Source organism: Pseudomonas bananamidigenes (assembly GCF_001679645.1).
Lineage (GTDB): Bacteria > Pseudomonadota > Gammaproteobacteria > Pseudomonadales > Pseudomonadaceae > Aquipseudomonas > Aquipseudomonas bananamidigenes.
In genome coordinates this window covers 24,481-44,211 of sequence record NZ_LRUN01000022.1, presented here as the reverse complement: position 1 = coordinate 44,211, position 19,731 = coordinate 24,481, and the positions used below count along the sequence as shown (strand labels likewise).

The window sequence follows — 19,731 nt, the reverse complement described above, 5'->3', positions numbered from 1 at the left end:
AACCCGCGCTTGTCGCGGGTTTTTTCGTTAGAATTCACGCCCTTTTATGAAACACGCTTCTGGTGATCTACGCGTTGGCGGGGTTGCCTGAGGTGCCTGACGGAGGCGGACAGCCTGTTTAGCTGTTACGCCCGTGGCGACTATGCAAGACACATTGAGAATCACCGAAGTTTTCTACTCTTTGCAGGGGGAAACGCGGACTGCAGGGCTGCCCACTGTTTTTGTGCGTCTGACCGGTTGCCCATTGCGTTGCCAATACTGCGACAGTGCCTACGCCTTCAGCGGCGGCACGATTCGTACGCTCGACGATATCCTTGAGCAGGTAGCCGGATATCGTCCTCGCTACGTCTGCGTCACTGGCGGTGAGCCGTTGGCGCAACCGAATGCCATTCCTTTGCTCAAGCGATTGTGTGATGCCGGTTACGAGGTCTCGCTGGAAACCAGCGGCGCTCTCGATATTTCGGCGGTCGATCCACGGGTCAGTCGAGTTGTCGACTTGAAGACCCCGGACTCGAAAGAGGCGCATCGCAACCGTTACGAGAACGTCGAGCTGCTGACGCCCAACGATCAGGTGAAGTTTGTCATCTGTTCGCGGGAAGACTATGACTGGGCAGTATCGAAGCTGATTCAGTACGATCTTGAGCGGCGCGCTGGCGAAGTGCTGTTTTCCCCCAGCCACCACGACCTGAACGCTCGGGATCTGGCGGATTGGGTGGTGGCGGATAATTTGCCCGTACGCCTGCAATTGCAACTGCACAAGTATCTGTGGAATGACGAGCCGGGGCGCTGAGATGGCAGAACAACTGAACACTACTGAAAAACGTGCGGTCATTTTGCTGTCCGGCGGTCTGGACTCGGCAACGGTGGTTGCCATGGCTCGCGCGGAAGGTTATCGCTGCTACACCATGAGCTTCGATTACGGCCAGCGTTCCCATGCCGAGTTGCATGCTGCCGCACGCGTTGCCCGCGATCTGGGCGTGGTCGAGCACAAGGTCATCGGTCTGAACCTCAACGGCATGGGTGGTTCGGCCCTGACCGATAGCAATATCGATATACCGCAGGAGCCGGGAGAAGGCATTCCGGTGACTTATGTGCCGGCGCGCAACACCGTGTTCCTGTCCCTTGCGCTGGGTTGGGCTGAAGTGCTGGGTGCCCGTGACATCTTCATTGGTGTCAACGCGGTGGATTACTCCGGTTATCCGGACTGCCGTCCTGAGTTCATTGAATCTTTCGAGCGCATGGCCAACCTTGCGACCAAGGCCGGTGTGGAGGGCGACGGTTTCCGTATCCAGGCTCCACTGCAGAACCTGAGCAAGGCCCAGATCGTCCAGGCGGGTGTGAAGCTCGGTGTCGACTACGGGCTGACCGTTTCCTGCTATCAGGCGGACGATGAAGGCCGTGCCTGCGGCAAATGCGACAGCTGCCGCCTGCGTGCAGAAGGCTTCGCAGCGGCCGGAATCAGCGATCCGACACGTTATTTTTGATTTTTTTCAAATTAGGTGTTGAATAGTCCTTAAAAATCAGTATTATACGCGCCACCACACAGCGGGTCGTTAGCTCAGTTGGTAGAGCAGTTGGCTTTTAACCAATTGGTCGTAGGTTCGAATCCTACACGACCCACCATTTTTGATGTTTTTAAAAGTCTGGAAGGCCCACGAAAGTGAGGATTTCCGGATTTTTTTTTGCCTGCGATCTGGCCTCTCCTTTTGGCGTCGTTGCGCTGACACAGGTCAGAATCATCTTTTGCATCACCGGGATATTCTGTAGCCTTGCGCAGCTTCAACGCTGTCCGTGCCTGATAACACTCACTCTCCCGGCGGTACCCTCAAGCGGTCCGGAGCCGGGTGTATACTCGACTTTCGCGCGAATGCGCCTGCAGGTCTTGCGAACATGACGCAGATTTCCGAACGCCTTCTGGTACAAGCCCACCTCGATGCCAAGCAGCCCAAACCGCTGACTGCCGAGGAGGAGGCTTTTTACCGTTCCGCCATCGCCGCCGAGCTCAAAGCTCAGGACGCGGTGCTGGTCGCCCATTTTTATTGCGATCCGATCATCCAGGCCCTTGCCGAAGAAACCGGCGGTTGCGTTTCCGACTCTCTGGAAATGGCCCGTTTCGGCAATGCTCATCCGGCCAGGACCGTGGTGGTCGCCGGCGTGAAGTTCATGGGGGAGACCGCGAAGATTCTCAACCCGGAAAAACGCGTGCTGATGCCGACCCTGGAGGCGACCTGCTCGCTGGATCTGGGTTGCCCGGTGGATGAGTTCTCGGCGTTCTGCGATCAGCATCCGGAGCGTACCGTTGTGGTGTACGCCAACACTTCGGCAGCCGTGAAGGCCCGGGCGGACTGGGTGGTGACATCGAGCTGCGCACTGGAGATCGTCGAAAGCCTGATGGATAACGGCGAAACCATCATCTGGGGGCCGGACAAGCATCTGGGCACCTACATCCAGCGCAAGACCGGCGCCGACATGCTGCTGTGGGACGGTGCCTGCATCGTTCACGAAGAGTTCAAGTCCAGGCAACTGGAAGACATGAAAGCGCTGTACCCGGATGCGGCCATTCTGGTGCACCCGGAGTCACCGACGTCGGTGATCGAACTGGCGGACGCCGTCGGTTCCACCAGTCAATTGATCGCTGCCGCACAGTCGTTGCCGAACAAGACCCTGATCGTGGCCACCGATCGTGGCATCTTCTACAAGATGCAGCAGCTGTGCCCGGACAAGGTCTTCATCGAGGCGCCAACCGCCGGTAACGGCGCGGCGTGTCGCAGTTGCGCCCATTGCCCGTGGATGGCCATGAACACCCTTGAGCGTACGCTGAAGTGCCTGAAGGAGGGCTCGAACGAGATCTTCGTCGACCCGGCGCTGATTCCCCAGGCCATTCGTCCGCTCAAGCGCATGCTGGATTTCACTCAGGCTGCGCGGATGAAGCTGGCAGGCAACGCCTGATTCCGTGTTGCAAAAAAAAAAACGCCCCGATCGTATCGGGGCGTTTTTGCATCCACGGGATTACTTCGCTTTCTTCGGAATCCGCACCAGTTGCGAATCCGAATAGATGTCATGCCAGGCGCGTTTCTGTTTATCGAACAGCGTCCAGAAGAACCCCAGGCCCAGACACAGCCACGAAGCGATCGAAACCATGAATCGAAGCAGCGCCTGCCAAAGACTGATCGCAGTGCCATCGGCGTTCTGCACGCGAATGCCCCACACCTGCATGCCCAGTGTCTGGCCTGCGTGAGTCCAGAACTTGGCGAAGAAGCCGAACAGCACCAGCAGCAGCACTGTGGAATAGAGGGGGTCCCCATCCAGCTTGCCGGCATCGGTCAGGATCCGCAGACGTTCCTCGCCGATGATTGCGGCCTGAATCATCTTGTAGATGCCGCCAGTCACGATCAGCAGGGCGGTGCACAGCAGAAAGTCATAGAACATCGCTGCCAGGCGACGGCCCAGGCCGACGGCGGGGAACTCGCCCTGGGGATTGAGCAGATGTTTCGACATGGCAGCCTCTGGATGGAAAGTGAAGCGCCATTTTACGGATTCGCGCGCACAAAAAAGCCCCTGATATCAATATCAGGGGCTTTTTCGTTACAGAAAATCAGGCTTCAGCGATGACTTCGTCAGCTTGCATGCCTTTCTGGCCCTGCACTGCAACGAAGGTCACTTTCTGGCCTTCTTTCAGGCTCTTGAAGCCGCTGCCCTGAATGGCGCGGAAATGCACGAACAGATCCGGACCGCTTTCTGGAGTGATAAAACCAAAACCTTTCTCGTCGTTAAACCACTTGACGGTACCGCTCTGACGTGTGGACATTTCTTATTTCCTTTGACGCAAAAATTGATGACAGTCTCTTCCTCATGAAAGAGTACTGGGGCTGGTTGCAGGAGAGTAAGAAGACGTCGAACGGGATGTAGCTAACTTGTAGGCTACTGCCCAGGTCACGATTCCAAGCTGACCCATGCAAACACAGTGGGCAAACTCTACGCCAACTACATGAGGAAATACAAGCCCTGTGAAGGCCCCGGATTTCCTGTGCTTGCCGGCTGTTAGTCAGTTCACTAGTCGGGCTTATACGATTAGCCTGTTCAATTGTTTTCGATCGTTATAAGCCAAGTTCATATTCGAATCGAATGTAAGGAAAGTGCACTGTTTTATGGCGATTGCGTTACACATTAGTGCACGCATAACGCAATCGCGTTACTTATAGAAACAGTCAATCATCCACGATAGTAGCGTTGTGGAACGAATGGCATTTTGCTTACAAGCATTTGCACCTTTTTCCCACGAACAATGGCCCAGACTGGCGTGTCCAGGGCGACGTAGGTGCTGTCGAGGTAACCCATCGCCAATGGCCCCCCCAACGTCGGGCCGAAGCCGCCGCTGCACACGCTGCCGATGATTTCGCCGGCCTCGTTGACGATTTCTGCACCTTCACGGACCGGTGTGCGTTCCTGCGGCAGCAGGCCGACGCGTTTGCGTGCGACACCGTTCTGCTGCTGGCCGAATACCTGTTCTGCACCCGGGAAACCGCCGGCACGCGCACCATCGGCGCGGCGCGGTTTGGAAATGGCCCACAGCAGGCTTGCTTCGATCGGCGTGGTATCGCTGTTCATATCGTGGCCGTACAGGCACAGGCCGGCTTCCAGGCGCAGCGAGTCACGGGCACCGAGGCCAATGGCGGCGACTTCCGGTTCGGCCAGCAGGACACGGGCGAGTTTTTCCGCATCGGCTGCCGGTACGGAGATTTCGAAACCATCTTCGCCGGTGTAACCCGAACGGCTGACGAAGCAATCCACACCCAGCAGTTTCACGCGGGTGAACTGCATGAAAGTCATTTTCGCCACTTCCGGCGCCAGGCGTGCAAGCACGGTGACGGCTGCCGGGCCCTGCAGGGCGAGCAAAGCTCGGGCTTCGAACAGCTCGGTAATGGTGCACTGATCGCCGATGTGTTTTTGCAGATGGGCCAGGTCCTGATGTTTGCACGCGGCGTTGACTACCAGGAACAACTCGTCGTTGCCAAGGTTGGCGACCATCAGGTCATCGAGAATGCCGCCGGTTTCGTTGGTGAACATCGCGTAGCGCTGCATACCCGCCGGCAGATCGATGATGTCCACCGGCACCAGGGTTTCCAGGGCTTTGGCGGCATTGGCGCCGCTCAGGCGGATCTGGCCCATGTGCGACACATCGAACAGCCCGGCCTGCTCACGGGTGTGCTGGTGCTCTTTCATCACCCCCAGTGGATATTGCACCGGCATGTCGTAGCCGGCGAACGGCACCATGCGGGCGCCGAGTTCGAGATGCAGAGCGTGCAACGGGGTTTTCGACAGTTGTTCGGTGGACATGCATGACTCCTTGATTCACACCAACCCTCTGCCGGAGGGAGAGGGGACCGGTTTTGTGTTCTCTCCCGCAGGGAGAGTGAGTTAATGACGCGATCAGCACTCGATAATGTTGACCGCCAGACCGCCGCGGGCGGTCTCCTTGTATTTGCTTTTCATGTCGGCGCCGGTCTGGCGCATGGTGCGGATGACCTTGTCGAGGGAGACGAAGTGCTGCCCGTCTCCACGCATGGCCATGCGCACGGCATTGATCGCCTTGACCGAGCCCATGGCGTTGCGCTCGATGCAGGGCACCTGCACCAGCCCGCCGATCGGATCACAGGTCAGGCCGAGGTTGTGTTCCATGCCGATTTCGGCGGCGTTTTCCACTTGCTGCACGCTGCCGCCGAGGACTTCGCACAACGCACCGGCCGCCATCGAACAGGCCACGCCGACCTCGCCCTGACAGCCGACTTCGGCGCCGGAAATCGAGGCGTTTTCCTTGTACAGAATGCCGATGGCCGCCGCGGTCAGCAGGAAACGCACCACGCCGTCATCATTCGCGCCAGGAATGAAGCGCATGTAGTAATGCAGTACTGCGGGAATGATCCCCGCCGCGCCATTGGTCGGTGCCGTGACCACGCGCCCGCCGTGGGCGTTTTCTTCGTTGACGGCGAGGGCGTATAGATTGACCCAGTCGAGCACCGACAATGGATCGCGCAGCGACGATTCCGGGTTCTTGCACAGTTGCCGGTGCAACGCCGCCGCCCGTCGCTTGACCTTCAAACCACCCGGCAGGATGCCCTCGTTGCGACAGCCCGCGGCCACGCAGTCCTGCATCACTTGCCAGATTTTCAGCAGACCGGCACGGGTTTCCGCTTCCGGGCGCCAGGCGCTTTCGTTGGTCAGCATCACTTGGCTGATCGACAGCCCATAGGTGGCGCAGTGCCCGAGCAAGTCCTTGGCACTCTTGAACGGGAAGGTCAACGGTGTGGCGTCTTCGACGATACGGTCGGCTCCGGCCGCATCTTCGTCGACCACAAAACCACCGCCGACCGAGTAGTACTCGCGGCTGCGGATCTGTAATCCCGCTGCATCGAAGGCACGGAAAATCATGCCGTTGGGGTGATAAGCCAGCGGCTTGCGGATCATGGCCAGATGTTCTTTCTCGTTGAACACGATGCTTTGTTCGCCGAGCAGGCTTAAACGACCGCTGCTGCGAATGTCCTGCAGACGGGCAGCGACGGTTTCAGTGTCCACGGTATCCGGGTGTTCGCCTTCCAGACCCAGCAGCACGGCCTTGTCGCTGCCGTGGCCCTTGCCGGTGGCGCCCAGGGATCCGTACAGCTCGACCCTCACGCCAGTGGTGGCCGACAGCAGGTTTTCCCGGCGCAGGCCTTCGACGAAACGCGCGGCAGCGCGCATCGGGCCGACGGTGTGGGAACTGGAAGGGCCGATGCCAATCTTGAACAGGTCGAACACGCTTAACGACATGGTTGTTCTCCGGTTTCTTGTTATAGGCACATCAGGCACGCGTGAAAGGGGCGGGCGAACCCGCCCCCTCACAGGTCAAGCGTAGCTTTCGATCGACGGGCAGGCGCAGACCAGGTTGCGGTCACCGAACACGTTGTCGACGCGACCGACCGGCGGCCAGTATTTGCCTTCGATCAACGACGCCACCGGGTACACCGCTTGTTCGCGGCTGTACGGGTGAGTCCACTCGCCGACCAGCTCGGCAGCAGTGTGCGGAGCGTTCTTCAGCGGGTTGTCGTCCTTGTCCAGGGTGCCGTTTTCAACAGCGCGGATTTCTTCGCGGATGCGGATCATGGCGTCGCAGAAACGGTCCAGTTCTTCCCTGGATTCGCTTTCGGTCGGCTCGATCATCAGCGTGCCGGCCACCGGGAACGACATGGTCGGGGCGTGGAAGCCGAAATCGATCAGGCGCTTGGCAACGTCATCGACGCTGATGCCGCTGCTGTCTTTCAGCGGACGCAGATCAAGAATGCACTCGTGCGCCACCAGGCCATTGCTGCCGGTGTACAGCACCGGGTAATGCTCTTCCAGGCGACGGGAAATGTAGTTGGCATTGAGAATCGCCAGTTGCGAAGCACGCTTGAGGCCTGCGCCGCCCATCATGCGAATGTACATCCAGGTGATCGGCAGAATGCTCGCGCTGCCGAACGGTGCCGCGCAGACCGCGCCTTCCTTGCGTTCCATGTGGCCATGGCCCGGCAGGAACGGGGCCAGGTGCGATTTCACGCCGATCGGGCCGACGCCCGGGCCGCCACCACCGTGGGGGATGCAGAAGGTCTTGTGCAGGTTCAGGTGCGAGACGTCGCCGCCGAACTTGCCCGGTGCGCAGAGGCCGACCATCGCGTTCATGTTGGCGCCATCGATGTACACCTGGCCGCCGTTGTCATGAATGATGCCGCAGATTTCGCGGATGCCTTCTTCGAACACGCCGTGGGTCGACGGGTAGGTGATCATCAGCGCTGCAAGGTGTTCGCGATGCTCGATGGCCTTGGCGCGCAGGTCTTCGATGTCCACGTTGCCACGGGCGTCGCACGCGGTCACGACCACGCGCATGCCGGCCATGTTGGCGGTGGCCGGGTTGGTGCCGTGGGCGGACGACGGGATCAGGCAGATGTCGCGACGGTCTTCGCCACGGCTCTGGTGGTAGGCACGGATCGCCAAGAGACCTGCGTATTCACCCTGGGAGCCGGCGTTCGGTTGCAGCGAGATCGCGTCGTAACCGGTGGCGGCGCAGAGCATCGCTTCCAGCTCGTCGGTCAGTTGCTGGTAGCCGGCGCTTTGCTCGGCCGGGGCGAACGGGTGCAGGGCGCCGAATTCGGACCAGGTCACCGGGATCATTTCGCTGGCGGCGTTGAGCTTCATGGTGCACGAGCCCAGCGGGATCATGGTGCGATCCAGTGCCAGGTCCTTGTCCGCCAGTTTGCGCAGGTAGCGCATCAGCTCGGTTTCCGAGTGATAACGGTTGAACACCGGGTGGCTGAGGATCGGCGACTGACGCACCAGTGCGGCTGGAATGGTGCTCTGAGCGGAGGCGGCGAGAGCGGCGAAATCCGGCAGAGTCTTGCCTTCGGCGAACAGCCCCCACAGGGTTTCGATGTCGGCCTGGGTGGTGGTTTCGTCCACCGACAGGCCCAGACGCTGGGCGTCGATCACGCGCAGGTTGATCTGTTGAGTGCGAGCCTTGTCGTGCAGCGCAGCAGTTTGCGCACCTGTGGCCAGAGTCAGGGTGTCAAAGAAGCTGGCTTGCTCGACGGTCACGCCCAGTGCGCTCAGGCCTTTGGCCAGGATCGCGGTCAAGTGGTGGACGCGGTTGGCGATCCGGGTCAGGCCTTTCGGGCCGTGGTACACGGCGTACATGCTGGCGATGTTGGCCAGCAGCACTTGTGCGGTGCAGATGTTCGAGGTGGCCTTCTCGCGGCGGATGTGTTGCTCGCGGGTCTGCATCGCCAGACGCAGGGCCGGTTTGCCGAAGCGGTCAACCGAAACGCCGACCAGACGGCCCGGCATGTCGCGCTTGAACGCATCTTTGGTGGAGAAGTAAGCCGCGTGCGGGCCACCGAAGCCCAGCGGCACGCCGAAGCGTTGTGCAGAACCGATGGCGACGTCTGCACCGAACTCGCCCGGGGCGGTCAGCAGGGTCAGGGCCAGCAGGTCGGCGGCCACGGCTACCAGGGCATTGGCAGCGTGGAAGCGTTCGGTCAGTTCGCGGTAGTCGAACACATCACCGTTGCTCGCCGGGTACTGCAGCAGGGCGCCGAAGAATGGCGTCACGTCGGTCAGTTCGCGCTCGTCGCCCACCACCACTTCAATGCCCAGCGGCTCGGCACGGGTGCGCAGCACGTCGAGGGTTTGCGGATGACTGTGGATCGAGGCGAAGAACTGGTGGCTGCCCTTGTTCTTGCTCAGGCGTTTGCAGAAGGTCATGGCTTCGGCAGCGGCGGTGGCTTCGTCGAGCAAGGAGGCATTGGCGATCGGCAGACCGGTGAGGTCGCTGATCAGGGTCTGGAAGTTCAGCAGCGCTTCGAGACGGCCCTGGGAAATTTCCGGCTGGTACGGGGTGTAGGCGGTGTACCAGGCCGGGTTTTCCAGCAGGTTGCGCAGGATCGGCGATGGCGTATGGCAGTTGTAGTAGCCCTGGCCGATATAGGTCTTGAACAGCTGGTTCTTGCCGGCGATGGATTTGATCATCGCCAGGGCGTCGGCTTCGCTCAGGCCGTCGTCGAGGCCGAGTACGCTGGTGCCTTTGATGCTTTCCGGGATGACACTGGCGGTCAGGGCTTCGAGCGAGTCGAAGCCGAGGCTGTTGAGCATGGCCTGCTCGTCACCGGCGCGAGGGCCGATGTGACGAGTAATGAATTCGTTGGTGGTGCCGAGATTTACTTGGGTCATGTCAGGTTCCTCAGGCTTCGGCTTGGGCTTTGATCAGACGGTCGTAGGCGTCCTGATCCAGCAACTTCGCGACAGCCGATGCGTCGGCAGGCTTGAAGCGGAAGAACCAGCCTTCGCCCAGCGGATCTTCGTTGACCAGTTCCGGGCTGTCTTCCAGCGCCGGGTTGGTCGCCAAGACTTCACCATCCAGCGGCATGTAAACGCCGCTGGCGGCTTTGACCGATTCCACGGTGGCGGCTTCGGCGCCTTTCTCGTAAGCCTGCAATTCAGGCAGTTGCACGAACACCACGTCGCCCAGGGCGTTCTGCGCGAAAGCGGTGATGCCAACAGTGACAGAGCCATCGGCTTCAGCGCGCAGCCATTCGTGATCTTCAGTAAAACGCAACTCGCTCATGGAATCTCCTAAGGGCCAGACTCGTCTGGTGGACGCGGTGGAATACTCGGGCAGCAATACCCTGATTTTATGAGCGGTGACTTAGCAAGAACGCGGCCAAAGTAAAAAAATCGTTATAAATCAATAAGTTGGTTGGCTGTATGGCGAGCGTGACCGGAGAGGCTGTAGCGAAATCGCTACAGCTTGGAGCGAAGAAAAAAGCTGAAGTGGATCAAAGCCTTGCACGGCGGTGATCGGAGAGAGGTGTAGCGATAACGTTCCGCTGTAGCGCTTTCAGTACAGTCGGAGGTCGCTTTTGTCGGGGTCAGGCTTTTCCTGGAATCCCGTACTTGCGCAGCCGATGGGCAATCGCGGTGTGTGAGGTCTGCAGACGACTGGCCAGTTGTCGGGTCGAGGGGTAGCTGACGTAGAGTTTCTCCAGCAGCGATTTCTCGAAGGCTTCCACCGCTTCTTCCAGACTGTCGACGTCGGTGTCGGTCTGGCGTGCGACCGCGGTGCCGGCGATGTCGAGGTCGCCGATGTCCACCAGGCTGCTTTCGCAGATCGCGGCGGCACGGAAGATCACGTTCTGCAATTGCCGCACGTTGCCCGGCCAGCGGTTGCCGAGCAGCGCCGGGTAAGTGCCCGGGGCGAGGCGGCAGACCGGGCGCTGGATCTGCGCGCAGGCCTGCTGCATGAAATAGCGGGCCAGCAACAGAATGTCCTGACCGCGCTCGCGCAGCGGCGGCACTTCGACGTTGAGCACGTTGAGGCGGTAGAAGAGATCTTCGCGAAACAGCCCTTCGCTGACCATTTTCTCCAGATCGCGGTGGGTCGCGCTGAGGATTCGCACATCGACCTTCACTTCGCGATCACCGCCCACCCGACGGAAGCTGCCGTCGTTGAGGAATCGCAGCAGCTTGGCCTGCAGGTACGGCGACATCTCGCCAATCTCGTCGAGAAACACCGTGCCTTGGTTGGCCAGTTCCATCAGCCCCGGTTTGCCGCCCCGTTGTGCACCGGTGAAAGCGCCGGGGGCGTAGCCGAACAGTTCGCTCTCGGCGAGGTTCTCCGGCAGGGCCGCGCAGTTCAGTGCCAGAAAAGGTGCGTTGTGTCGGGCACTGCTGGCGTGACAGGCGCGTGCCACCAGCTCCTTGCCGGTGCCGGTTTCGCCCTGGATCAGCAGCGGTGCATCGAGCGCCGCCACCCGTTGTGCGCGGGCCTTGAGGGTGCGGATCGGCGGGGACTCGCCGAGCAGCGCGTCGAAGCCTTCGGCGTGATCGTGGTGCAGCGCCGAGAGCTGCTCGCCGATGCGGTTCGGTTGATACAGCGTCAGCAGGGCGCCGGCATCGGTGATCGGTGTGGCGTCCAGCAACAGGGTCTGGCCGTTGACGGTGATTTCCCGCAGCGGCAGACGAAAACCCTGTTCCAGCAAGGTGTCGAGCAGGCCCGGTTCATTGAACAGCTCCGATACACTTTCACCCGCAGGTTCGCGACCGTACAGGGCGATCAGCGCCGGGTTGGCCAGCAGCACCTTGCCGGCGCTGTCCAGCGCCAGCACCGGATCGGTCATCGCCGCGAGCAACGCGTCGAGCTGCAAGTGCCGGCGCTGGCCGGGGAGGATGTCGACCACCACCACGGCTTCCACGCCGCGCACCCGGAACAGCGCATCTTTCAACTCTTCGAGCACTTGCGGGCTGAGGGTCGGGGCGTCGATGTAGACGTTCGGCGGGACCATTTCCACCGCATCCAGATTGAGGTTGCGTCCACCGAGGATCGCCAGGACTTCCTGGGTGATGCCGACGCGGTCGATGAAGCTGACGTGGATACGCATGGGGTGGTTCTGGGTTCTGGAGTGCGGAGGGGGCAAGTATGCCTTGGGGCGGGGAAATGGTGAAACCGGGCGCGTTCTTCCGCTGGCTACATACCCTTGTGGGAGCGAGCTTGCTCGCGAATGCGGTGTATCAGCAATGAAGATATGGACTGACAGAGCGCTTTCGCGAGCAAGCTCGCTCCCACAGGGGGTATGGGGTGAGTTCGGGTTACTCGAAATGCTCGGGATTGACCGGATCCCCGGATTTCATATTCAGCTGCGTACGAATGTCTTCAAACATCAGGTCGTAATGCTTGTGCACCGAGCCGATCTGGCTGTGGCTTTTGGGGATGCCGTACTTTTCGGCGATCTGCGTCACGTTGCGAGCGAAGTTGTAGGCCTCTTCCTTGGGCAGAAAGAAGGGCTCGTTGACCTCTTTGCCCTGGATGCTTCCAATCAGCCGGAACTGTATTCCTTTGCCTTTTTGCGGATCCTGCGACACCTCGTATTCGAGGCGGATGTTGTAGTTGACGTCATCCTGGGTCAACGCGTGCCGCTCGATGTGCAAATGACCGGGTTCGAACTGGGCCATGGTGTTCTCTCCTTTCAAGGCATGGGAGAAGGGCAGACCTGGAGTCTGCCCCAGCATTTCATTCTTATCGGTAGGTGATGCCGGGTTTCGCGGTACTGACGCGAGTACCGGCGGTGCCCTGGACGATGGCTTCGATGTCTGCCAGCGAACCAATCACCGCAACCTTGCCAGTATGGCGCGCAAATTCGCAGGCTGCCTGCACCTTCGGCCCCATGGAACCGGCGGCGAAGCCCAGGCGCTCCAGTTCGTCCGGGTGGGCCTGGGCGATGGCTTTCTGGGTCGGCTTGTTGAAGTCGACGTAGGCGGCGTTGACGTCGGTGGCGATCACCAGCAGATCCGCTTCCAGTTGTTCGGCGAGCAATGCCGAGCACAGGTCCTTGTCGATGACGGCCTCGATGCCCTTGAGGTTGCGCTGCTCGTCGTACATGGTCGGAATGCCGCCACCGCCGGCGCAGATCACGATGCTGCCCTTGTCCAGCAGCCACTTGATCGGGCGGATCTCGAAGATGCGCTTGGGTTTCGGGCTGGCGACCACGCGACGGTATTTGTCACCGTCGGCCTTGACCACCCAGCCTTTCTCTTTGGCCAGGCGCTCGGCTTCTTCTTTGCCATAGACCGGGCCGATGAATTTGGTCGGGTCTTTGAAAGCCGGATCTTTGGGGTCGACTTCGACCTGAGTGAGCAGGGTGGCGAACGGTACTTCGAAGTCCAGCAGGTTGCCCAGTTCCTGTTCGATGATGTAGCCGATCATGCCTTCGGTTTCGGCACCGAGCACGTCCAGAGGGTAGGCTTCATCGGGTTTGTAGGAGAGGCCTTGCAACGACAACAGGCCGACTTGCGGGCCGTTGCCGTGGGCGATGACCAGTTGATTGCCGGAATGGATCTTGGCGATTTGCTCGGTGGCGATGCGGATGTTGGCGCGCTGGTTGTCAGCGGTCATCGGCTCGCCACGGCGGAGCAGGGCGTTACCGCCCAGAGCTACGACGATACGCATGGTGCATGTCCTTCTGAATAACAATAAGGTCTGACTGAACAAACTCGTTCACTGTGGGAGCCGGGCTTGCCCGCGATGGCGCCGGATCAGTCAGCATTGTCGTTGGCTGACATACCGCTATCGCTGGCAAGCCAGCTCCCACAGTGACCGTGTCGTGTCAGTGGGAGCTGCGCCGGGTTACAGATCAGCCAGAGTCGACACCAGAATCGCCTTGATGGTGTGCATGCGGTTTTCCGCTTGCTCGAAGGCGATGCAGGCCGGCGACTCGAACACGTCGTCGGTCACTTCGATGCCGTTGGCCAGGTGCGGGTACTGTTCGGCGATCTGTTTGCCGACCTTGGTATCGCTGTTGTGGAACGCCGGCAGGCAGTGCATGAACTTGGTGCGCGGGTTGCCGGTGGCTTTCATCAGCTCTTTGTTGACCTGATACGGCAGCAGTTGCTTGATGCGTTCGCCCCAGGCATCGACCGGCTCGCCCATCGAGACCCAGACGTCGGTATGCACGAAGTCCACGTCCTTGACCGCCGCTTTCGGATCTTCGGTCAGGGTGATGCGGGCGCCGCTTTCTTCGGCGTATTTGCGGCAGCGCTCCACCAGATCGTCATGGGGCCACAGGGCCTTGGGTGCGGCAATGCGCACGTCCATGCCAAGCTTGGCGCCGATCAGCAACAGCGAGTTGCCCATGTTGTTGCGGGCGTCGCCCAGGTAGGCGTAGCTGATGTCATGCAATGGCTTGTCGCTGTGTTCGCGCATGGTCAGCACGTCGGCGATCATCTGGGTCGGGTGGTATTCATCGGTCAGGCCGTTGAACACCGGTACGCCGGCGAACTTGGCCAGCTCTTCGACGATTTCCTGCTTGAAGCCACGGTACTCGATGGCGTCGTACATGCGACCCAGCACGCGGGCTGTGTCCTTCATGCTTTCCTTGTGGCCGATCTGCGATGAATTCGGGTCGATGTAGGTGACGTTGGCGCCCTGGTCATAGGCGGCGACTTCGAACGCGCAGCGAGTGCGGGTCGAGGTTTTTTCGAAGATCAGGGCGATGTTGTTGCCCTTGAGGTGTTGCTGCTCGGTGCCGGTGTACTTGGCGCGCTTGAGGTCACGGGACAGGTCCAGCAGATAACGCAGCTCGCGGGTGCTGTGATGTTCGAGACTGAGCAGGTTACGGTTGTGGATATTGAAAGCCATGATGGATCTCCTTGCCCGACACTGTGAAAGCTACTGCGCTCGGAAATACTGCGTTAAAAACAGGCTCGGAATGCTCATTTACAGCCAGTAAACTCCGCTTCCTCGCCTGTTTTTGCCTTGTCTTTCCTTCTCTCGCTACGCTTTCACAGCGCCGGGTCGTTTTAAGTCAAAAAGTTAGTAGTCGATCGGGTCGCGCACGATCGGGCAGGTCATGCAGTGGCCGCCGCCGCGACCACGGCCCAGTTCGCCGGCGCTGATGGTGATGACCTCGACCCCGGCCTTGCGCAGCAGGGTATTGGTGTAAGTGTTGCGGTCGTAACCGATGACGACCCCGGGCTCCAGGGCCACCACGTTGTTGCCGTCATCCCATTGTTCGCGTTCGGCGGCGAAGCTGTTGCCGCCGGTTTCCACCACGCGCAGGTTCGGCAGATTGAGCGAGCTGGCCACCACTTCGAGGAACGTTTTGTTCTCCCGGCGTACATCCATTCCGTAAGGTTTGCTTTCGTCAGGTCGGATGATGAATGGCACGATTTCCTTGACCACTTCCGGGAAAACGGTAACCAGGTCGCGGTCGCAGAAGCTGAACACGGTGTCCAGGTGCATCGCTGCGCGGGATTTCGGCAGGCCGGCAACCACGACCTTGTCCGCCGCACCTTTGGCGAACAGCGACTGCGCCAGTTGACCGATGGCCTGACGCGAAGTGCGCTCGCCCATACCGATCAACACCACACCGTTGCCGATCGGCATCACGTCGCCGCCTTCGAGGGTGGCCTGGCCGTGGCCCTTGTCCGGGTCGCCGTACCAGACTTCGAAGTCGGCGTTGGTGAACTCCGGGTGGAATTTGTAGATGGCGGTGGTCAACAGGGTTTCCTGACGACGGGCCGGCCAGTACATCGGGTTGAGGGTCACGCCGCCGTAGATCCAGCAAGTGGTGTCGCGGGTGAACTGAGTGTTGGGCAGTGGCGGCAGCAGGAAACTGGAGTGGCCCAGGTAATCGCGGTACATCTTGATCACGCTGGCGCCTTCGCTGTCCGGCAGATCCTCGCCGGCCACACCGCCGATCAGGAATTCGGCGAGCTTGCGCGGCTCCAGGCCTTCGAGCCAGCTGCGCACTTCGTTGGTCAGGCCGACACCGACGGTGTCCGGGGTGATCTTGCGATCCAGAATCCATTTCAGCGCTTCGGGATTGCCGACGATGTCGGTCAGCAGGTTGTGCATTTCCAGCACTTCGATCCCGCGCTCGCGCATCTTGGTGACGAAGTCGAAGTGGTCGCGCTTGGCCTGATTGACCCAGATGACGTCGTCGAACAGCAGTTCGTCGCAGTTGCTCGGGGTCAGCCGCTGGTGGGCCAGGCCTGGGGAACAAACCATGACTTTGCGCAGTTTGCCGGCTTCGGAATGGACGCCGTACTTAACTTTTTCCGTGGTCATTTCAGTGATCCTCCAGAGACAAAACGTTTGGCAGTTACAGAGTCAGGAAGCCGTCGTAGAGACCGTAGGCCGCCACCAGGGCACCCACGACCACCGCGGCGAAAATCAGCTTCTCGACGTGGGTGAAAACCGGTTTGTGAACTTCAAGCTTGGCCTTGGCGAACAGGATCGCGCCGGGGGCATAGAGCAGAGCCGACAGCAACAGGTACTTCACGCCGCCGGCATAGAGCAGCCACACGGCGTAGAGCAGGGCCACGGCACCGATGAGCAGATCTTTCTGCCGCTCGCCGGCCGCGCCTTCGTAGGTTTCGCCGCGCACCGCCAGCAGCAGCGCGTAGGCCGCCGACCACAGGTATGGCACCAGGATCATCGAGGTGGCGAGGTAGATCAGCGACAGGTAGGTGCTGGCCGAGAACAGGGTGATGACCAGGAACAGCTGCACCATGGCGTTGGTCAGCCACAGGGCGTTGGCCGGTACGTGGTTGGCGTTTTCCTTGCGCAGAAACTCCGGCATGGTGTGGTCTTTGGCGGCGGCGAACATGATCTCCGCGCACAGCAGCACCCACGACAACAATGCCCCCAGCAGCGAGATGATCAGACCGACGCTGATCAGTACCGCGCCCCAGTGACCGACCACGTGTTCGAGCACGGCGGCCATTGAAGGGTTCTGCAGCCTGGCCAGTTCCGGCTGGGTCATGATGCCCAGCGACAGCACGTTCACCAGCACCAGGAACAGCAGCACGGTGATGAAGCCGATGACGGTGGCCTTGCCGACGTCCGAACGTTTTTCCGCCCGGGCCGAGAAGATGCTCGCGCCCTCGATGCCGATGAACACCCACACGGTGACCAGCATCATGTTGCGCACCTGGTTCATCACGCTGCCCAGATCCGGGTTTTTCACGCCCCAGATGTCAGCGGTGAAGATGTCCAGTTTGAAGGCGAACAGTGCGATCAGGACGAACAGCAGCAGGGGGACGACCTTGGCGACGGTGGTCACCAGGTTGATGAACGCCGCTTCCTTGATCCCGCGCAGCACCAGAAAGTGCACGGCCCACAGCAACACCGAGGCACCGACGACGGCCGCGACCGTGTTGCCTTCACCGAACACGGGAAAGAAATAACCGAGCGTACTGAACAGCAGCACGAAGTAGCCGACGTTGCCCAGCCAGGCACTGATCCAGTAGCCCCAGGCCGAAGAGAAGCCCATGTAGTCGCCGAAACCGGCCTTGGCGTAGGCGTATACACCGCCGTCCAGGTCAGGCTTGCGATTGGCCAGGGTTTGAAAGACGAAAGCCAGGGTGAGCATGCCGACGGCGGTGATGGCCCAACCGATCAGCACCGCGCCGACGTCGGCGCTGGCTGCCATGTTTTGTGGCAAAGAGAATATTCCGCCACCGATCATTGAACCGACTACCAATGCAACCAGTGCACCTAGTCGTAGTTTTCCGGGAGCTTCAGACATTGCATGACTCCATTGCAGGAGAGAAGAGTTCACAGCGTAGTTCTGTTGGCTTTTCAAACAGCTGACGTAGATCAGTGCATGCTCACATTCCATTGTTAATGAATGACTTATGAAGCCGATGCTGGCATAAGGCTTGTGTCTGGAAGGCCCGCCCCAGAGGCCTTTCGATAGTGCGGTTGGGAATGGATCCTATTGCTTTCGAGTTATCACGCTAGTTGCTTTTCGACGTTTGGCAAATTTTTCACATCTGTTTTCAGCACAGAATTGATTTATCAGGATCAGCGCACAAAATTATCTTGCTGTGCTATGCGTTAGCGTCATTCGCTATATATAAGTGGGCGTTTTTCGGCATTACCTGATAAACGTCATCCTGTTTTGTCCGTTTAGTTAATTGTTGTTACAAATAAAACCGGACCCTGATCTTTCAAGGAGATTTGAATGTCGCAACCGACGCAAAAGCTGCGCCTTGGCGCACTGATCGCCCTGGTGGTGGGTTCGATGATCGGCGGGGGGATTTTCTCGTTGCCGCAGAACATGGCGGCGCGGGCTGACGCCGGGGCGATCCTCATCGGCTGGGGGATCACCGCCATTGGCATGCTCACGCTGGCCTTCGTGTTCCAGACCCTGGCCAACCGCAAGCCGGAGCTGGACTCCGGCGTCTATGCCTACGCCAAGGCCGGGTTTGGCGACTACATGGGTTTTTCTTCGGCGTGGGGTTACTGGATCAGTGCCTGGCTGGGCAACGTCGGGTATTTCGTGTTGCTGTTCAGCACCCTCGGCTACTTTTTTCCGGTGTTCGGCCAGGGCAATACGCCGATCGCCATCGGTTGCGCCTCGGTGCTGCTGTGGGCCGTGCATTTTCTGGTGATGCGCGGGATCAAGGAGGCAGCGTTCATCAATCAACTGACCACCGTGGCCAAGATCGTGCCGTTGATCATGTTCATCGTCATCGCCGCCGTGGCGTTCAAGGCCGACATCTTTACCCGTGACATCTGGGGCCGCAGCAACCCGAACTTCGGCGGGGTGATGGATCAGGTGCGCAACATGATGCTGGTGACGGTGTTCGTGTTCATCGGTATCGAGGGCGCCAGCGTTTACTCGGCGCGGGCCGAGAAACGTTCGGATGTCGGCCGCGCCACGGTGATCGGCTTCATTGGTGTGCTGGCGCTGCTGGTGCTGGTCAATGTGTTGTCGCTGGGCATCATGAGCCAACCGGAACTGGCGACCCTGCAGAACCCTTCGCTGGCGGCGGTGCTGGAACACATCGTCGGGCCCTGGGGGGCGCTGGCAATCAGTATCGGCCTGGCGATTTCATTGCTTGGTGCACTGTTGTCATGGGCGCTGCTGTGCGCCGAAATCCTCTTCGCCACGGCCAGGGACAACACCATGCCGGCGTTCCTGAAAAAGGAAAACGCCAACCACGTGCCGGTCAATGCGCTGTGGCTGACCAACGTGATGATCCAGATTTTCCTGCTGATCACGCTGTTTTCCGCCGGCACCTACACCAGCCTGATCTACCTCGCCTCGTCGATGATTCTGGTGCCGTACCTGTGGTCGGCAGCGTACGCGGTGCTGTTGAGCGGGCGCGGCGAAACCTATGAACATGCCTCGGCCGAACGCACCAAGGATCTGCTGATCGGCGCCATCGCCCTCTGCTACGCGGTGTGGTTGCTGTACGCCGGCGGGGTGAAATACCTGCTGTTGTCGGCGTTGCTCTATGCGCCGGGCGTGATCCTGTTCGCCAAGGCCAAGCATGAACAGGGCGAGCCGCTGTTCACCACGATCGAGAAGGGGATTTTCACCTGTGTGGTCGCCGGGGCCGGGCTGGCGGCCTACGGGTTGTACAGCGGTCTGCTGTCGTTGTGAGGTTGCGACATGGACCGGGAATACGGGATTGCTGCGAGCACTGGAGGTGCTGGAGGGCGAGCGGGTAACGGCACGGGAATTGTCAGCCCGCGCCGAGGCCTGGCGTCCGTTTCGGGGGTATGCGGCGCAGTTGCTGTGGGCATCTTTGAGCAGGGCAGACTGATCCGGCAGTAATGTCATTACTGGCCCCATCGCTGGCAAGCCAGCTCCCACAGTATCCGGGCCGTACACAAAATCCGTTGACACCATTGGCCCCGTGGGAGCTGGTTTGCCAGCG

General features: G+C 60.1%; 16 protein-coding genes, 1 tRNA gene and 1 pseudogene. 6 read left to right on the top strand and 12 right to left on the bottom strand.

Translation table 11 applies throughout. The features are described from left to right. The first annotated feature begins 142 nt into the window (after nt 1-142). From queE to nadA, 4 genes are all read left to right on the top strand, one after another. Nucleotides 143-790 (top strand): 7-carboxy-7-deazaguanine synthase QueE, encoded by a 648-nt coding sequence (gene queE / locus BBF94_RS08085; RefSeq protein ID WP_065258518.1) that lies wholly within the window; start codon nt 143-145, stop codon nt 788-790. 1 nt (nt 791) lies between these two features. Further along, on the top strand, nt 792-1,484 hold the full coding sequence (gene queC, locus BBF94_RS08080; RefSeq protein WP_065258517.1) for a 7-cyano-7-deazaguanine synthase QueC: 693 nt from the start codon (nt 792-794) through the stop codon (nt 1,482-1,484). Between the two features lie 63 nt (nt 1,485-1,547). Beyond that, nucleotides 1,548-1,623, top strand: a tRNA-Lys gene (locus BBF94_RS08075). 267 nt (nt 1,624-1,890) lie between these two features. Continuing rightward, on the top strand, nt 1,891-2,949 hold the full coding sequence (nadA, locus tag BBF94_RS08070; RefSeq protein WP_065258516.1) for a quinolinate synthase NadA: 1,059 nt from the start codon (nt 1,891-1,893) through the stop codon (nt 2,947-2,949). A gap of 60 nt (nt 2,950-3,009) precedes the next feature. Here nadA and BBF94_RS08065 read toward each other — a convergent pair whose 3' ends face one another. The 12 genes from BBF94_RS08065 to arcD (BBF94_RS08010) form a co-directional block, all read right to left on the bottom strand. Continuing rightward, a complete protein-coding gene (locus tag BBF94_RS08065; RefSeq protein WP_065258515.1) occupies nt 3,010-3,498 on the bottom strand; it encodes an RDD family protein in 489 nt (162 codons plus the stop codon). 97 nt (nt 3,499-3,595) lie between these two features. Beyond that, nucleotides 3,596-3,808: a cold-shock protein gene (locus BBF94_RS08060; RefSeq protein ID WP_065258514.1), complete on the bottom strand. Its 213-nt coding sequence runs from the start codon at nt 3,806-3,808 to the stop codon at nt 3,596-3,598. Nucleotides 3,809-4,212: 404 nt separating this feature from the next. Beyond that, entirely contained in the window at nt 4,213-5,337 is a 1,125-nt protein-coding gene (gcvT, locus tag BBF94_RS08055; protein WP_065258513.1) for a glycine cleavage system aminomethyltransferase GcvT, read from the bottom strand. A 93-nt stretch (nt 5,338-5,430) separates the two neighbouring features. Further along, on the bottom strand, nt 5,431-6,807 hold the full coding sequence (locus tag BBF94_RS08050) for an L-serine ammonia-lyase (protein ID WP_065258512.1): 1,377 nt from the start codon (nt 6,805-6,807) through the stop codon (nt 5,431-5,433). Between the two features lie 75 nt (nt 6,808-6,882). After that, nucleotides 6,883-9,735 carry an aminomethyl-transferring glycine dehydrogenase gene (gene gcvP / locus BBF94_RS08045; protein ID WP_065258511.1) on the bottom strand — a complete coding sequence of 951 codons (2,853 nt, stop codon included), beginning with the start codon at nt 9,733-9,735 and terminating at the stop codon, nt 6,883-6,885. Nucleotides 9,736-9,745: 10 nt separating this feature from the next. Beyond that, on the bottom strand, nt 9,746-10,129 hold the full coding sequence (gene gcvH, locus BBF94_RS08040) for a glycine cleavage system protein GcvH (RefSeq protein WP_007951190.1): 384 nt from the start codon (nt 10,127-10,129) through the stop codon (nt 9,746-9,748). A gap of 304 nt (nt 10,130-10,433) precedes the next feature. Then, entirely contained in the window at nt 10,434-11,942 is a 1,509-nt protein-coding gene (locus tag BBF94_RS08035; protein WP_065258510.1) for a sigma-54-dependent transcriptional regulator, read from the bottom strand. A gap of 208 nt (nt 11,943-12,150) precedes the next feature. Further along, nucleotides 12,151-12,513 carry a DUF5064 family protein gene (locus tag BBF94_RS08030; protein WP_065258509.1) on the bottom strand — a complete coding sequence of 121 codons (363 nt, stop codon included), beginning with the start codon at nt 12,511-12,513 and terminating at the stop codon, nt 12,151-12,153. A gap of 64 nt (nt 12,514-12,577) precedes the next feature. Next, entirely contained in the window at nt 12,578-13,507 is a 930-nt protein-coding gene (arcC, locus tag BBF94_RS08025; RefSeq protein ID WP_065258508.1) for a carbamate kinase, read from the bottom strand. 177 nt (nt 13,508-13,684) lie between these two features. Further along, nucleotides 13,685-14,695: an ornithine carbamoyltransferase gene (locus BBF94_RS08020; protein ID WP_065258507.1), complete on the bottom strand. Its 1,011-nt coding sequence runs from the start codon at nt 14,693-14,695 to the stop codon at nt 13,685-13,687. A 174-nt stretch (nt 14,696-14,869) separates the two neighbouring features. Continuing rightward, nucleotides 14,870-16,126, bottom strand: coding sequence for an arginine deiminase (gene arcA, locus BBF94_RS08015; RefSeq protein WP_065258506.1), 1,257 nt, complete (start codon nt 16,124-16,126; stop codon nt 14,870-14,872). A 34-nt stretch (nt 16,127-16,160) separates the two neighbouring features. Then, nucleotides 16,161-17,588, bottom strand: coding sequence for an arginine-ornithine antiporter (gene arcD, locus BBF94_RS08010; protein WP_065258505.1), 1,428 nt, complete (start codon nt 17,586-17,588; stop codon nt 16,161-16,163). Between the two features lie 438 nt (nt 17,589-18,026). Here arcD (BBF94_RS08010) and arcD (BBF94_RS08005) point away from each other — a divergent pair, with 438 nt between their 5' ends. Both arcD (BBF94_RS08005) and BBF94_RS28135 read left to right on the top strand, forming a co-directional pair. Then, nucleotides 18,027-19,454 carry an arginine-ornithine antiporter gene (arcD, locus tag BBF94_RS08005; RefSeq protein ID WP_065258504.1) on the top strand — a complete coding sequence of 476 codons (1,428 nt, stop codon included), beginning with the start codon at nt 18,027-18,029 and terminating at the stop codon, nt 19,452-19,454. Between the two features lie 16 nt (nt 19,455-19,470). Next, nucleotides 19,471-19,617: pseudogene (locus BBF94_RS28135) on the top strand (DNA-3-methyladenine glycosylase 2 family protein); the annotation flags it as partial. Nucleotides 19,618-19,731: the final 114 nt, after the last annotated feature.

What these genes read in the sequence shown, in the direction of transcription:
- BBF94_RS08035 (WP_065258510.1), bottom strand. Translation starts at nt 11,942, where the DNA reads ATGCGTATCCACGTCAGCTTCATCGACCGCGTCGGCATCACCCAGGAA.
- gcvT (WP_065258513.1), bottom strand. Translation starts at nt 5,337, where the DNA reads ATGTCCACCGAACAACTGTCGAAAACCCCGTTGCACGCTCTGCATCTC.
- gcvH (WP_007951190.1), bottom strand. Translation starts at nt 10,129, where the DNA reads ATGAGCGAGTTGCGTTTTACTGAAGATCACGAATGGCTGCGCGCTGAA.
- BBF94_RS08030 (WP_065258509.1), bottom strand. Translation starts at nt 12,513, where the DNA reads ATGGCCCAGTTCGAACCCGGTCATTTGCACATCGAGCGGCACGCGTTG.
- queC (WP_065258517.1), top strand. Translation starts at nt 792, where the DNA reads ATGGCAGAACAACTGAACACTACTGAAAAACGTGCGGTCATTTTGCTG.
- arcC (WP_065258508.1), bottom strand. Translation starts at nt 13,507, where the DNA reads ATGCGTATCGTCGTAGCTCTGGGCGGTAACGCCCTGCTCCGCCGTGGC.
- queE (WP_065258518.1), top strand. Translation starts at nt 143, where the DNA reads ATGCAAGACACATTGAGAATCACCGAAGTTTTCTACTCTTTGCAGGGG.
- arcA (WP_065258506.1), bottom strand. Translation starts at nt 16,126, where the DNA reads ATGACCACGGAAAAAGTTAAGTACGGCGTCCATTCCGAAGCCGGCAAA.
- nadA (WP_065258516.1), top strand. Translation starts at nt 1,891, where the DNA reads ATGACGCAGATTTCCGAACGCCTTCTGGTACAAGCCCACCTCGATGCC.
- BBF94_RS08060 (WP_065258514.1), bottom strand. Translation starts at nt 3,808, where the DNA reads ATGTCCACACGTCAGAGCGGTACCGTCAAGTGGTTTAACGACGAGAAA.
- arcD (WP_065258504.1), top strand. Translation starts at nt 18,027, where the DNA reads ATGTCGCAACCGACGCAAAAGCTGCGCCTTGGCGCACTGATCGCCCTG.
- gcvP (WP_065258511.1), bottom strand. Translation starts at nt 9,735, where the DNA reads ATGACCCAAGTAAATCTCGGCACCACCAACGAATTCATTACTCGTCAC.
- BBF94_RS08065 (WP_065258515.1), bottom strand. Translation starts at nt 3,498, where the DNA reads ATGTCGAAACATCTGCTCAATCCCCAGGGCGAGTTCCCCGCCGTCGGC.
- arcD (WP_065258505.1), bottom strand. Translation starts at nt 17,588, where the DNA reads ATGTCTGAAGCTCCCGGAAAACTACGACTAGGTGCACTGGTTGCATTG.
- BBF94_RS08020 (WP_065258507.1), bottom strand. Translation starts at nt 14,695, where the DNA reads ATGGCTTTCAATATCCACAACCGTAACCTGCTCAGTCTCGAACATCAC.
- BBF94_RS08050 (WP_065258512.1), bottom strand. Translation starts at nt 6,807, where the DNA reads ATGTCGTTAAGCGTGTTCGACCTGTTCAAGATTGGCATCGGCCCTTCC.